The following is a 14,129-nucleotide window of genomic DNA, read 5'->3' on the forward strand; positions in this document are numbered from 1 at the left end:
CATGGCACTGGAAGCCGCGACGTTTTTTTACTCGGCAGAGGCTTCCAGGCGGCGTTCAGTCGCTGGCAATCGATGCCGTCGCGGAGTCGCGTAAAGGGCTCCGAGCGAAGCGCGTACATGGCGTAAGAGAAAAAGGGGGGCACTGTGGCCCATTGATGGCCTGCATCAATAACTCAAACGCGTTTTACGATCTGGTGCCTCTCGACGAAGAGATCGCTCCGCGCCAGACACCTTGAAGATCATTTAGCGACCACACCACGCCCATTGTCGGGCCCCGCCCCCTGTTTCGCCGCCGTTCTAGTGGTTCGCGAACGGAAGACCGTTAAGCCCGCTACACACGTTCACGGATTTGTTCACCGGGACTTCGACACTGACTTCACGGAACATTCCTGGCGGTTATGGACATGATAGCTTTACCTGAGTGGTCGCCGGATTTACTTCCTGAACGCTGGCTGAAGCGGACGCTGCGCTGGGATCTCGCACGAACGCTAAGAGTTATTTTGCGTCGCCACTGGCGTACACACTCGTGAAGCCGGTGGATCAGTCATTCGAACGATCGGGACCTAATCATGAGCAAGATCCGCGAAGTTGTCGTCGCAAGCGACCCCACCAATCGCGGCGCGCTGGTTGGCCATGTCGGCGAATCTCGGTTTCCTGTCGGCGGACCAGATGGCGTCGGCCACATTTCTTCTGGACCCAATCCTTACGACCTTCTCAGCGCGTCTCTTGCCGCATGCACCGCTATGAGCGTTCGTTTTCAGGCTCGGCGCCAGAAACTTCCGCTGGAGCGGTTGGAAGTGGGCGTCAGCTTCCACCGTGGCGCCCAGGGCGAAAGAGATTCGTTCGCACGCACCCTCGTGCTCGGGGGGAAACTCGACGCGCAGCAACGCGCATTCTTACTGGAAGCCGCAAACCTCTGTCCCGTTGGCAAAATTCTCGGCATTAGTGCGGATATTAATACACGCCTAGACGCTACTACTTCCGGCCACAACGAAAGCCCTCGGGCCAGCTATGAGGATGATCTGGCTGAATTCCAAATCCCGGATATCACTCCGGATTGAGCGTCTCTCGCGTGTTCGACCTGCGTTGGGAGCTATCCCGAGAGTTGCGCGCCGGTGAAATAGAATGTGGTCTCGACCTTGCCGCCGTGAACGACAGTCGAGCTGGACACTGACGATGCCAGCTCGGTACGCAATAAGCCCAGAAGGGGTCGTCGAGTACGCCGATATCAGCCGCCGACCACACCCGACGGTGCAACCCAGCCGAGCTCTTTCCCGTCCTTAGCCAAATTCGCGCACGCCTGGCGCACTGATCCTCGGCGCCCGGCCAGCTCTGGATTCCAGAAAGCATGTCCGCCCGTCCAAGGATTCCTGACGCGGGTTTCATCGGGTCAGCATCAATGGCAAAGTGGCTCTAGGATATGGCGCCTCTGATCTCATCCATTAGCGGTTGGTTGACAACAATCCGGCCGACACCTGATCTTAGCCAACAGCACCGGTTTTCTTCTGCGCATTCCAGTTCTCTCTTGCGTCCTCAGTGCCCAGAAATCATGCCCTCGCGAAGCATTCCTCCGGTTCACTGCTGACGCGCTTTGATTTTCGCGCGTCGCGTCAATGGCATCGACTCCATAGCCACAGGTCATTGGACCGTCGAGTTTCGCGATCGTATTTTTGCTCGGGAATTCGGAAGATGACGACACACCACACACAGGGAGGTGGATGATGAAAGCAATCGTCGTAACGGACCAGGCGGCGGGAACTGCCGGGATGAGGCTCGTGGAGCGGCCCGAGCCGCAAGCGGCGATCAACGACGTCGTCGTCCAGGTTCATGCGTCGGGATTCGTCCCTACTGAGCTGACGTGGCCGTCGACATGGGCCGACCGCCTCGATCGTGACCGAACACCGTCGATTCCCGGACATGAGCTGGCCGGAGTGGTCACCGCCCTCGGCTATGGCACAACGGGGCTGTCGGTGGGACAGCGGGTGTTCGGCCTCGCCGACTGGTATCGCGACGGCACCCTGGCGGAGTATGTTGCAATGGAGGCACGCAACCTCGCGCCGCTCCCGGGTGACGTCGACTTCACAGTGGGTGCGAGTCTGCCAATCTCGGGCCTCACGGCGTGGCAGGGACTGTTCGTGCACTGCCACCTTCAGGCGGGGCAGAGCGTCCTCGCGCACGGTGCGGCCGGCGCAGTCGGGTCGATGGTGACGCAACTCGCACGAGAGGCCGGCGCCTACGTCATCGGCACCGGACGCGCCGCCGACCGTCAGAAGGCGCTCGACTTCGGCGCGCAGGAATTCGTCGACCTCGAGAACGACGCCCTCGAAGACGTCAGCGGAGTCGATTTGGTGTTCGATCTCATTGGCGGCGACATCGGGAAGCGTTCCGCGCGCCTGATTCGAGCTGGAGGAACACTGGTGTCCATCGTCGGGCCGAGCGAGGCGCGGCCCGCTGATGGCCTGGCGGTCGACTTCGTTGTTGAGTCCGACCGTGCCCAACTGGGTGAGATCGTCCAGCGGGTACGGGACGGACGACTGCGCACGAACATCGGCAACATCGCGACCCTCGACGATGCCGTCGCTGCCTTCAACCCGACAAAGCGGATCAGCGGGAAGACGATCATCCGCGTTCGTCCGTGAACGACACGCATTCGATGCACGCGGCCGGCCGCGTCCTATCAGACGCGCCGGGCGCAGCCCGGGAAACCACCCATGGCCGCCTGGCATGAGATGTCGAACGGGCTCCATCCCCGCGGCATTTCAAGCAACGAGAGCGAAAGCACTCGTTATCTCAACTTATCCCTTCACGCATAGGAATCACCATGACTAACGGAATCACCATGACCAACGCCGTTATCGATTGTATCCTGAGCCGCAGCTCCGCCAAGTACTACGACCCCACCGCCACCTTGAGCGACGACCAAATCCGCGAGCTGGTGCGAATCGGCACCACCGCACCGACATCCTTCCACTTGCAGAACTGGCGCTTCATCGCCGTACGCACGCCGGAAGCCAAAGCTCGGCTGAGTCCGATCGCTTGGAGTCAGCCCGCGATCACCGAAGCAGCCGTTACCTTCATCGTCTGCGGCCAGTTGGCCGATTCCAGCGTAGTACCAGAGCGTCTGGAGCCGCTGGTGCAAGCGGGCATCATGCCGGCAAAGATGGTGCCGGAATGGGAAATCCCCGCACGCGATCTGTACATGGAGTACCCGCAGCGCCAGCGCGACGAGGCAGTACGCACCGGCACCTTCGGCGCGGCTGCGATGATCTATGCGGCCCGCTCGCTAGGCTTGGGTTCGACGCCGATGATCGGTTTCGATGCCGAAGCGGTGCACCGCGAGTTCGGACTGACCAAGGACGAAGTACCGGTCATGCTGTTGTCCGTAGGGGCGGAGCGTCCGGGAAACTGGCCGCAGAAGCCGCGCCGTCCGGTGGCCCATGTGTTGGATCTCGTTTAGTGGAACCAATAACTTAGGGAGATTGTGATGCCAAAAATTGCGGCTTTAAAGCCGGAACAGGTGCCGGCCGATTCGAAACCGACCCTCGATATGTTCACCAAGAACATCGGGTTCACCCCAAATATGATGGCGACCTTCGCGGCAAGCCCGATTGCGTTCAACTCATGGGCCGCCCTGCTCGGCTCCTTGAGCAAGGCGCTCGACGTGAAGACGCGTGACAGCATCGGCCTCGCTGTCTCCGAAGTGAATGGCTGCGACTACTGCCTGACGGTTCACAGCTTTACGGCCGATCATATGGCCAAGCTGCCGGCCAATGAAATCATTCTCGCTCGGAAGGGCCATGCCAGCGATCCGAAGCGGGACGCCGCCGTCCAGTTTGCGCGCAAAGTCATCGAGACCCGCGGCAAGGTCGGTGACGCCGATCTGAAAGCCGTCCGCGATGCCGGCTACACGGATGCGAACGTCATCGAGATCGTCGCGCTGGTGGCCATGTACTCCCTGACGAACTTTTTCAATAACGTGTTCGATCCCGAGAAGGACTTTCCCGCCGTTGCGCCGGCTGGCTCGATCTGAGCTCTATCCGGTCGCATCGACCATCTCTGGTGGTCCTTGGAGCTTTATGTGATGCGAGCGTAACGCCAGAGCCCGGGTGCGCTTAGGAACGGTTCTTGGGAATGCGTCCGGGTTTTTGGTATGTGCCGACCCGCAACCAAAAACACAATCGGCGTTGAAGTTGACCAATATTTTTCACGGGTGAAGCATGTACAGCTCGCAGAAAGTCGTTGTTGTTACCGGTGCGTCACAAGGCATTGGCGCTACAAGTCGTAAAGGCATTCCGAAAGCTCGATTATCGCATTATCGCAACCTCACGTTCGATCAACATATCGGACGACGTGAACATCCTCAGCATCCCCGGTGACATCGGTGATCCCACGACCGCCCAACGAATCATTTCCGAAGGCGTCGCACGATTTGGCCGGATCGATACGCTGGTGAACAACGCCGGCATCTACATCGGAAAGCCTTTCACCGAACACACCACCGAAGACTACGCTGCCGTGATGAACGTGAACATGGCGGGCTTCTACCACATCACGCAACTCGCGATCGCCGAGATGGAAAAGTGTTCGAGCGGCCACGTGGTGAGCGTCACGGCCAGCATAGACCAAGTCGCAATCAGTGGGGTCTACTCGGTCTTGGCGGCTCTGACGAAGGGGGGCGTCAACGCCGCAACGAAGTCACTGGCGATCGAGTATGCGAAGAAGGGCATCCGCGTGAACGCCGTAGCTCCCGGAAACATAAAGACGCCGATGCACGCGCCTGAAATTCATGAGGCGCTTGGAGCTTTCAACCCTATCGGACGCATAGGTGAAACAACCGATGTCGCCGACGCCATCCTCTTTCTCGACTCTGCACCGTTCATCACTGGCGAGATCCTGCACGTCGACGGCGGGCAAAGTGCTGGCCACTGAGCCGTGCGATCACTGTGTAAATCAGAAGGCGATGCCTGATCATCCAATTTTCACGCGCGGGCCGGCGCAGTTCGCCGACCGGCTGCAGCTCTTTTCACGTCCGACGCCGAATGGGGGTGAAGGTCGGCATCATGATCGAGGAAACGGGGCTCGCCTACGAACCACATCGGATCGACATCATGAATACTATCCTCCATATCGATTGCAGCCCGCGCGCGGAATCGCACAGCCGGCAGCTTTCGGCGGCGATCGTAGAGAAGCTGCTTGAGGTCGCGCCCGGCGCGAGCATCTCTCGGCGAGATTTTGGCGCTGCCCCGCTGCCGCATGCCGCTTCGGACTACGCCACTACGTTGTCGTCCCCGGCAACATTGGCCGCCCCGTTGAAGGGGTCGCTGCACCTTTCGGAAACGCTCATCCTGGAGGTCGAGGCGGCCGGCGCGATCGTCATTGGAACGCCCATGCATAACCTCACCGTTCCCTCGGTCCTCAAGGCGTGGATCGATCAGATCCTGCGCGCCGGCCGCACCTTTAAATCGACGCCGGCCGGGAAGGTGGGAATGCTCCGTGATCGTCCGGTGTTCATCGGCATCGCGTCTGGTGGCATCTTCGCCGGCGACCGGGCCAATCAGCCCGATTTTCTCACGCCGTATCTTGCAACTGTGCTGGGCTCCATTGGCCTGAAAACCTTGCAATTTCTCCCCGTGCAGGCCACAGCGTTTCTCGAGGGGGACAACGCCTCATCAGCGAGGGAGAAAGCACTCGCGGCGATCGACTTGACGGTCTTCGGAGACGTAGCATGTCCCGCGACTCTCGAAGGAGAATAAGCCGTGAAGGTCGCCGTGATCGGCGGCACCGGGCTGATCGGCTCGAAGACCGTCGCCATTCTGCGCCGGGGCGGCGACGAGGTGGTCGCGGCGTCGCGCAAAGCTGGCGTTAACACCGTCGCCGGACAAGGGCTCGGGGGAGCCATGGCCGGCGCGCGGGTGGTGATCGACGTCTCCAATGCGCCGTCGTTTGACACCAAGGCAGTGAGGGAATTCTTCGACGCCTCCGGACGCAACCTACTCGCGGTGGGGGCGTCGGCGGGCGTTCGCCACCATGTCATTCTATCCATCATCGTGACCAATCGGGTACCCAGCCAAGTCTATTACCGCGCCAAAGTGCGCAAGACAAATTGGTCGAGGCTCCGGGCATGCGCTATGAACATTCGCACGACCCAGTTCCTGGAATTCCTCCACGCCATTGCCGAGGCGAGTACTGATGAGCACTTCGTTCGACTGCCGCCCGGCCTGCTTCAGCCTATCGCGACCGACGATGTCGCTGCCATCATCAACGAAGTGGCCCTCGCTAGTCGCGAAACGGATCATCGAGGTCGCCGGTCCGGAACGAGCGCCGTTCAGGGTCGGTCCCTATTTGGAGTCTGTGGGCGACAATAGACCTTAGAGGCAACAGACAAATGACCAAACGCCTGGACTATAACCAGATCGCTCCGATCGGCGCCAAGGCCCTCGGCGGCGTGTATGGCTATATCATGCAGAGCGAGCTACCGGCCGAACTAGTGGAGCTCGTCTATCTGCGCGTTTCGCAGATCAACAACTGCGGCTATTGGCTCGACATGCACACGCGCGATCTCACGAAGAGGGGCGTGCCGATCGGGAAGCTCGCTCAAGTTCAGGCTTGGAGGGAAGGCGGCGACCTCTTCAGTGAGACCGAACGCGCGGCCCTGGCCTGGGCCGAGACGGTGACGCGTGTGGCACACACCGGCGTGCCGGACCACGTCTACCAGGCGGCACGCGCGGCTTTCGGTGAGAAGGAGCTGGTCGATCTCACGATCGCGATTAGCCTCATGAATGCCTATGACCGCATGGCGATTAGCTTCCGCAAGACGCCCCACGCCGCAAAAAAATAAGCAAAGCGCCCCTCCGCGGCGCTCACACCTCGACGGATTCCTCTCATGACAATTTTGTCGCGGGTGCCACTGTCGCAAAACTCCCGAGTTTTGCACGTATTGATTCACAAAATTTTGCAACGCCTGAAAGTCAGGATTTCTGCGACATTCAAGGGCGTGTCCGTGGAGGAGGACGCTTCATACTCAAAAGCTCCGTCACATCACGCCGATCATCTGCGGATGAGATAGCAACTTTCAGCCATTTTCCGTCAGGGTATGTTCGGGCTTCATCATGGAGCGTGACCAGCTGCGAACGCCAGTCATAGCGCCGCGCCTCAAACTTCTCGCGCTCTGCTGCCCCCAAGACCACCTCGATCGAAACCAGCCTGCATTCCGGCAGGAAGGTGCAGAATGCCTTGGACTTTTTGTAACGCAGGGCCCAACCGCGCGTCTTGCCACGATAGAGCCAATCCGGCGCGAAAACACCGGGGTAGTATGCCTCGATCCAGTTCCGCAGCTCCGCCCAATGCCCGAACGCTTTCGGCCCGATCCAGTCGCGGACAGTGTCGTCATCGGGCGGTGCTGATTTGCCGGTGACCCTGTCGCCGATCTTGGCGGATTGTTCCATGACGCTTTCCTTTTACACCCTAACTTTATCGCATAAGCTTCGAAACACTTGGCGGCCTGCATCTTGATCGTGCGCAAGGGATTTGTCGCAAGGTTCCTGAGTTTTGAATCGGTGTTGCGCCTATGTCTATTTCGTCCTCGGCCCAGTACTGAGGCCTAGACGGGATCACCCGTCAAATCAGTGAGTCAAGGCGCAGATTCCCGGACACGGAATCTGGACTCCCGGCGCTTGGAGGGCAGGTATAGGGTCGCTAAATCGAGCGACACGGCGGAGGATTCCGTCTTCGAAAAGTTGTAAGGATAAGCCGGGGAGAAAGGGCGCGCTGCGTTCTGATCAACCAAGTGATCCCGTACCTATCATCGTCGCGTTCCGCAAATACAGAGGCAGGATCATAGCGGCACGGCGAACACTTAGTGCCCTTCTTGACCGGCCATTGATAGAATTATTGAGCCTTAACCGGCACAGCGACGGAGCGATGACGCTTGCGACGGAAACTGGTGGTGCATCGGGGCGTAAGGACGTCACAGGTATTTCGGGAGCATCCTTTGCAACAGTCGAGATTAAAACCATCTCCAACGGCGATTTTAATATTTGGCTTCCGCTGTGGAAGGGCTATCGACGATTCTACGAGGTCCCGCGTCGGCGACGCTCAAGACCTGGGCACGCTTGTTGGACCCGGTCGAGCCGATGTGTGCAACGCTCGCCATGACCGGTGAGCAGCCATTGGATCTGGTGCATTCGCTCTACCATCGATCCACCTGGACGACGGGCGACTATCTTCAAGAGTTGTTTGTCGTGGGCGACGCACGTGGCGGCGGGGTCGGCCGCGCGCTGATCGAGCATGTCTATCCCACGGCGAGACGTCGAGGGCGTCCCGCGTGTGCTGGTCGACGCACGAATCCAAGCACAACGCCATGCAGCTTTACGACCGGATCGCCGAACGCTCGGGTTTATCTTTACCGAAAGCAGTTCGGCGAACTGTTAGTGCCGGTCCGTCCTCAGGACTCGTGCGGCGGATCTCGATCCTACGCGATCCGGGCAAGGAGGTAGCGAGATCTTATGTCCCAAGTCGATTGGCTAAGTTATCTCCTGCGAATGATCACCATCACCGGCCAGCTCGAGGTCCGTTGCGCCTACGGTGCACCGTGGCGGGTGGCTTGGCCGCGGTCCGCGGCGAATGAAATTCCCTACCACGTCGTGCTAAAGGGCCAGGCAATTATCGAGGATCCGGAGACGAGGACGACCAGGGAATTGGTAAGCGGAGATATCGTGCTGCTGCCTCACGGATCGGCGCACGTGCTGCACGATGGAAGTGGGCATACGCCGGGACCCAACTTACAATAGCCAGCGTTCGGCCGGATGGATGCTCAGCGCAAATGATGGCCAGGGCGACCGTCTGGACCTGTTGTGCGGGCGATTCTTCATCGGGCCGCCCCATGATCGGCTGATCCGCAACTACCTGCCCACCAATCTGGTGGTGCGGGCCATGGACGGCAATGATGAAGAGGACGTCGGGTCCGCCGCGAACCACCTTGCCAATCTCGTCGGGCTGATGCGGATGGAGTCCGCCGGCGACAAGGCAGGCAGCAACGCTATCCTCAACGCGCTTTCCTCGGCGCTATTCACGCTGACACTGCGCGCGGCAAGCGAATCCGAGCAAGCTCCGGAAGGATTGTTGGCGGTGGCCGGAAATCCGCGACTAGCCCCGGCCATTTCAGCCATGTTGGCCGATCCAACCCGGCCCTGGAATCTGCCAGATCTGGCTGGCTTGTGCGGCATGTCACGCGCCACCTTCATGCGGCACTTTCAGGAAAAGCTGGGCCGCTCGGCCGCGGACCTGTTGGTCGATATCCGGATGAGCCTGGCCGCTAACGAGCTCAAGAAGCCGACGATCAGCACCGAGGCCATAGCCGAGGCGGTCGGGTATCAGTCGGTATCCGCATTCCGGCGCGTGTTCGCCGACAAGATGGGGATGACGCCGGGAGAATGGCGCCGTCGGGCGCGCGAGAACGCGTAAATTCGGACCGGACGAGAGGCTAGGCGCGGAGCGCGCAGTCCTTCGCGTGACCGATGCGCGAGACGTCCCTCTATACCTGCAGCACGTAGAGCTCGATCTCGAGGAGACGACTTGGCCTGCGCCACGCCGTTGGGGGAAAGCATCAACTACCGGTTTGATCCTTTTGGGCACTTAGTTGAGCCAATCGCGTCTCGAAATCAGCATCGCGAAGCCTAGAGTCAAGGTCGTTAATCACCTGACGAAGGAGCCGCACCATGAGCCATATCGCTATCCCTGCCACCGAACCTGCAACCGGCGTCGCCGCTGCAATCTACACGCGGGACAAGAAGAGCAGAAACACTTTCGCGCCCCACCCTTCGCATTCGCCCAAAGCAGCAACGATGACGAACGCCGTCATCGAATGTATCCTGAGCCGCAGCGCCGCCAAATACTACGACCCTGCCGCCAAATTGAACGATGATCAAATCCGTGAACTGGTGCGTATCGGCACTACCGCGCCGACATCCTTCCACCTGCAGAACTGGCGTTTCATTGCCGTACGCACGCCTGAAGCCAAGGCTCGGCTGCGTCCGATCGCGTGGAATCAACCCGCGATCACCGAAGCAGCCGTTACCTTCATCATCATCGGCCAGTTGGCCGATTCCAGTACAATACCGGAGCGCCTGGCGCCGGTTGTAGAAGCGGGCATCATGCCGGCAAAGATGGTGCCGGAGTGGGAAATCCCGGCGCGCGGTTTGTATCTCGATCAGCCGCAGCGCCAGCGGGACGAGGCAGTACGCTCTGCCACCTTCGGCACGGCCGCAATCATCTATGCCGCTCGTTCTCTTGGCCTGGGTTCGACGCCGATGATCGGTTTCGACGCCGAAGCGGTGCACCGCGAGTTCGGACTGGGCGAGCACGAAGTGCCGGTGATGCTGTTGTCGGTGGGGCCGGAGCGCCCGGGAAACTGGCCGCAGAAGCCGCGCCTGCCCGTGGCTGATGTGCTGCACTTCGCATAATTTTCAACGAATTCAGTAACTGGAGACTACAATGCCAAAATGTGCACCTCTAAAGCCGGAACAGGTGCCGGCCGATTCGAAGCCAACCCTCGAGACGTTCACCAAGAACATCGGTTTCACCCCAAACATGATGGCGACGTTCGCGCACAGCCCGATCGCCTTCAACGCATGGGCCGCGCTGCTTGGCTCGTTAAGCAAGGCGCTCGACGTGAAGACGCGCGACAGCATCGGCCTCGCTGTCTCTGAGGTGAACGGCTGCAACTACTGCCTGACGGTTCACAGCTTCACGGCCGAGCATATGGCCAAGCTGCCGGCTAGCGAGATCATCCTCGCCCGCAAGGGCCATGCCAGCGATCCAAAGCGCGATGCCGCGGTCCAGTTCGCCCGCAAAGTCATCGAGAGCCGGGGGCATGTCGCTGACGCCGATTTGAAAGCCGTCCGCGATGCCGGCTACACGGACGCGAATGTCATGGAGATCGTCGCGCTGGTGGCGATGTATTCGCTGACGAACTTCTTCAACAACGTGTTCGATCCCGAGAAGGACTTTCCCGCCGTTGCCCCGGCTGGCTCGATCTGAACTCTATCCGGTCGCATCGCCAGCTCTGAGGTTGCTTGGAGCTTTTATGTAATGCGAGCGTAACGCCAGAGCCCGGATGCACCCAGGAAAGATTCCTTGGGAACGCGTCCGGGCTTTTGGTATGTGTCGACTAGGTTTTTACCAAAGCCAAGGGTGACAAGCGACCGATTGTCATCATGACGGCCGGCCTGACACTTCGGCCTTGAACAAACACGTCGGAGAGGAAATCACTCTGATCGACCACCCGCCAAAGCCACTCCTTCTTACCGAGCGTTCCGCATCAATGACATCGATTCCATAGCCAAAGGTGATTGGACCATAGAGTTTCGCCGGTCCTATTTTGATTGGCTGCAAAGGAGATTGGAGGATGAAGACATATAACAAAACTCCCGAGGCAGTGTTCCGGCTAACGCCAGAACAGTACTGGGTCACGCAGCAAGACGGCACGGAGCAACCATTTCAGAACGAATATTGGGACAACAAAGAACCGGGTCTGTACGTCGATGTGGTGTCCGGCGAGCCACTATTCGCGTCTGTCGATAAATTCGACAGCGGCACCGGTTGGCCGAGTTTCAGAACGCCTTTGGAACCAGCGAACGTGGTCGAGAAAGTCGACCGGTCCCACGGAACGATCCGCACCGAGGTTCGCTCCAAGCACGGCGACAGTCATTTAGGCCATCTGTTTCCCAGTGGACCTCGGGATGTGGGAGGTCTGCGTTACTGCATAAACTCGGCTTCTCTGCGCTTCATTCATCGTGATCAGCTTGAGAACTTTGGATATGGCGAACACCTCAATCTTTTCACCCAGGAAGCCTAGCAATGGCTAGAAAAACTGACGGTCTGGGACAGAAGCTGATGGGGAGCCGTCCAGGCGTCATGCCCACCGGGGCCGGCTATTCCAGTGGCGACCTGTCGAATGCAGCATATCGCAATCGTGGACCCACGCCGAGGTGATGGACACGCGGGGATCTGCTCGGATTTTTCGGACCCATGATCTGACAACGCTCAACGCCAGGCGCTCTGCGCTGGATCATGACGAAGACGTTATGCCAACCAAAAAAAAATGAAGAAGGTATCGCGTATTCGCAAGGGACCGCAGGAACTGCGATCCAAATTGGCGGGCAGCTCCAATAACCGGCCCCAGTCCGATCTATCAGGCGACGTCCGCTTATATCGGCTCGAACTCATAGCATGGAAAGGAACGACTAATGACAGTCGCAACATGGAACGGATCGGTGATAGCGCAATCGGAGAACACCGTTGTCGTCGAAGGCAACCACTACTTTCCGCCCGAGTCCGTCAATACGCAACATCTTAAGCCGAGCACGACGACTAGCCGGTGTCCATGGAAGGGTCTTGCAAATTATTGTTCGCTAATCGTCGATGGCAAAATTAATGAAGACGCAGCATGGTATTACGCCAATCCCTCCGATGCAGCAGCGGCCATTAAAGGCTACATCGCATTCTGGAAAGGTGTGGATGTCAGGTAATCGACTGACCGGCGTCATTACCCGATTTTCCGCGCAGATATGATGTCTTCAGTCAGCACGTGGGCGGGCAATTCCGGGATCGGCCGTTCAGCAGCGAATGAGTCCGAACAGTCCGAAGAGCCCGTTCGCATCCTGCCAAGCCTCTGCAACCCTCCATCCGCCAGAGCGGGCAAGCCGCTCGAAGCTCTCCGCAGTGTATTTTCGGGAGCTCTCAGTGTGGATGCTTTCCGACGTTCTGAAATGGAACGTGCACCCAGAAATTGTAACGCGCTGATCGCATAAGCTGACCAGGTGCATCTCTACGGCCTTCTCGATCTCGTTCCAGCGCGCCACGTGCTTGAACTGCTCGATACGGAAGTCGCCGTCCAGTTCGGTGTTGATCCGCTCAAGGAGGTTGAGGTTAAAAGCGGCCGTCACACCCGCGCTGTCGTCGTAAGCACCCAGCAGCGTATCTACGTTTTTCTGAAGATCGACGCCGATGATGGCGCGTCCGTCGTCGCCCAGATGTCGTCGCATCTGCGTAAGCAAGGTCTTCGCCTCGATCGCGTTCAAATTCCCCATCGTCGAGCCCGGGAAAAATCCCGTCCTGCCGCCGCCCGAGCCATCCAACGGAACCTCAAATACATCCAGGAAATTGCGCTCGATGGGGCGCACCCAGAGCGACGGGAAGCGCGAAGCGATCCTTTTCGACGTTTCTGCAAGGAAGCCGTCGGCGATATCGATCGGCACATAGCCTCGCGGGTCACGCAGCCCTGCCAGCAGAAGCTCCGTCTTAACCCCGGCTCCCGCACCATACTCGATGAGAATCGCGCCGGGCTCTACAAAATCGGCGATGTCACTCTGCCGCTCTCGCAGGATCGACGTTTCAGCTCGAGTCAGGTAATACTCATCCTGCCTTGTTATCTCTTCAAAAAGTGCAGATCCACGCTCGTCGTATAACCAGCGGCTCGGCAATGTTTTTACATCAGCGGATAATCCACCGACGACATCTCGGGCAAATGCATTTTCAACAGGGAGGATGCAGTTTTTTACGTGAAGCATATTTTCCGCTTTCGGTGACACGGCGGATGACGGCCGCGGGTAAACTCGCGGCCGATATCAGCACCGTAGATTTCTGGCTGGCGCAACGAGTGTGTTATTTGACGGGCGTGGTCAGCTGGTTGTCATTGGTGTCGAGGACGAACACAGCGAGCAGCTTTGCCGGCTCTGTCTTGCTCGCGTTGCGGCTGATCGAATGGGCCGCGCCCGGCGGTTCCGACCAGCTCTCGCCTGCCCGATAGATGCGCGTCTCGCCGTTATTCACCTTCGACTCGATCGCGCCCGAGATCACATAGGCGTAGATGAAAGCCGACTTCGCGTGGGTGTGGGATGGAGAGGCCGCGCCCGGCGCGTAATCAACCTCTAGGGCAATCAGCGACTTGACAGGAATATTGGGAATGGCCGCCTCGAAGTTCTTCGTGACGGTTTGCGCTTCGCCATCACGGGCGGCCATCGAGAAGACGAAGGCGGCGCAGGTGGCGGCGATCATGGTTCGGGTCTTCACGGGCTTTCTCCTTCTGCCGATGGGTTGATCTTCGTTCTTCATAGTTTCCTCTCGGCCTT

Annotated in this window: 14 protein-coding genes and 2 pseudogenes; 13 read left to right on the forward strand and 3 right to left on the reverse strand. The window is 59.1% G+C overall.

Going from position 1 to position 14,129, the window contains the following annotated elements:
* Nucleotides 1–569: 569 nt before the first annotated feature.
* The 8 genes and pseudogenes from ACVWW3_RS27470 to ACVWW3_RS27505 all read left to right on the forward strand — a co-directional run bounded on the left by ACVWW3_RS27470 (nucleotide 570) and on the right by ACVWW3_RS27505 (nucleotide 6,838).
* Nucleotides 570–1,061: an OsmC family protein gene (locus tag ACVWW3_RS27470; RefSeq protein ID WP_456648049.1), complete on the forward strand. Its 492-nt coding sequence runs from the start codon at nucleotides 570–572 to the stop codon at nucleotides 1,059–1,061.
* A gap of 660 nt (nucleotides 1,062–1,721) precedes the next feature.
* Nucleotides 1,722–2,639, forward strand: coding sequence for an NADP-dependent oxidoreductase (locus ACVWW3_RS27475; protein ID WP_456648048.1), 918 nt, complete (start codon nucleotides 1,722–1,724; stop codon nucleotides 2,637–2,639).
* Between the two features lie 200 nt (nucleotides 2,640–2,839).
* Nucleotides 2,840–3,457 (forward strand): nitroreductase family protein, encoded by a 618-nt coding sequence (locus tag ACVWW3_RS27480; protein ID WP_456648047.1) that lies wholly within the window; start codon nucleotides 2,840–2,842, stop codon nucleotides 3,455–3,457.
* A 27-nt stretch (nucleotides 3,458–3,484) separates the two neighbouring features.
* Nucleotides 3,485–4,030 carry a carboxymuconolactone decarboxylase family protein gene (locus ACVWW3_RS27485; RefSeq protein WP_456648046.1) on the forward strand — a complete coding sequence of 182 codons (546 nt, stop codon included), beginning with the start codon at nucleotides 3,485–3,487 and terminating at the stop codon, nucleotides 4,028–4,030.
* A gap of 187 nt (nucleotides 4,031–4,217) precedes the next feature.
* Nucleotides 4,218–4,929 (forward strand): annotated as a pseudogene (locus ACVWW3_RS27490) (SDR family NAD(P)-dependent oxidoreductase).
* 116 nt (nucleotides 4,930–5,045) lie between these two features.
* Nucleotides 5,046–5,753: an NAD(P)H-dependent oxidoreductase gene (locus tag ACVWW3_RS27495; RefSeq protein ID WP_456672202.1), complete on the forward strand. Its 708-nt coding sequence runs from the start codon at nucleotides 5,046–5,048 to the stop codon at nucleotides 5,751–5,753.
* A gap of 3 nt (nucleotides 5,754–5,756) precedes the next feature.
* Entirely contained in the window at nucleotides 5,757–6,365 is a 609-nt protein-coding gene (locus tag ACVWW3_RS27500; RefSeq protein WP_456648043.1) for an SDR family oxidoreductase, read from the forward strand.
* Nucleotides 6,366–6,385: 20 nt separating this feature from the next.
* Nucleotides 6,386–6,838 carry a carboxymuconolactone decarboxylase family protein gene (locus tag ACVWW3_RS27505; RefSeq protein ID WP_456648042.1) on the forward strand — a complete coding sequence of 151 codons (453 nt, stop codon included), beginning with the start codon at nucleotides 6,386–6,388 and terminating at the stop codon, nucleotides 6,836–6,838.
* A gap of 148 nt (nucleotides 6,839–6,986) precedes the next feature.
* Here the strand turns inward: ACVWW3_RS27505 and ACVWW3_RS27510 are convergent, their stop codons facing one another.
* Nucleotides 6,987–7,445, reverse strand: coding sequence for a DUF3788 domain-containing protein (locus tag ACVWW3_RS27510; RefSeq protein WP_456648041.1), 459 nt, complete (start codon nucleotides 7,443–7,445; stop codon nucleotides 6,987–6,989).
* A gap of 1,059 nt (nucleotides 7,446–8,504) precedes the next feature.
* Between ACVWW3_RS27510 and ACVWW3_RS27515 the strand changes: the two are divergent.
* From ACVWW3_RS27515 to ACVWW3_RS27535, 5 genes and pseudogenes are all read left to right on the forward strand, one after another.
* Nucleotides 8,505–9,462: pseudogene (locus ACVWW3_RS27515) on the forward strand (cupin domain-containing protein).
* A gap of 380 nt (nucleotides 9,463–9,842) precedes the next feature.
* Entirely contained in the window at nucleotides 9,843–10,460 is a 618-nt protein-coding gene (locus ACVWW3_RS27520) for a nitroreductase family protein (protein ID WP_456649736.1), read from the forward strand.
* Nucleotides 10,461–10,491: 31 nt separating this feature from the next.
* Nucleotides 10,492–11,037: a carboxymuconolactone decarboxylase family protein gene (locus ACVWW3_RS27525; RefSeq protein ID WP_456648039.1), complete on the forward strand. Its 546-nt coding sequence runs from the start codon at nucleotides 10,492–10,494 to the stop codon at nucleotides 11,035–11,037.
* A gap of 367 nt (nucleotides 11,038–11,404) precedes the next feature.
* Nucleotides 11,405–11,854, forward strand: coding sequence for a peptide-methionine (R)-S-oxide reductase MsrB (msrB, locus tag ACVWW3_RS27530; RefSeq protein ID WP_456648038.1), 450 nt, complete (start codon nucleotides 11,405–11,407; stop codon nucleotides 11,852–11,854).
* A gap of 391 nt (nucleotides 11,855–12,245) precedes the next feature.
* The gene (locus ACVWW3_RS27535) at nucleotides 12,246–12,527 is read left to right on the forward strand and encodes a DUF427 domain-containing protein (protein WP_456648037.1); all 282 of its coding nucleotides are present in this window, start codon (nucleotides 12,246–12,248) and stop codon (nucleotides 12,525–12,527) included.
* Between the two features lie 87 nt (nucleotides 12,528–12,614).
* Here the strand turns inward: ACVWW3_RS27535 and egtD are convergent, their stop codons facing one another.
* A complete protein-coding gene (egtD, locus tag ACVWW3_RS27540; RefSeq protein ID WP_456648036.1) occupies nucleotides 12,615–13,568 on the reverse strand; it encodes an L-histidine N(alpha)-methyltransferase in 954 nt (317 codons plus the stop codon).
* Between the two features lie 94 nt (nucleotides 13,569–13,662).
* Nucleotides 13,663–14,070 (reverse strand): cupin domain-containing protein, encoded by a 408-nt coding sequence (locus ACVWW3_RS27545; RefSeq protein WP_456649735.1) that lies wholly within the window; start codon nucleotides 14,068–14,070, stop codon nucleotides 13,663–13,665.
* Nucleotides 14,071–14,129: the final 59 nt, after the last annotated feature.

Source organism: Bradyrhizobium sp. LM2.9, assembly GCF_054056555.1.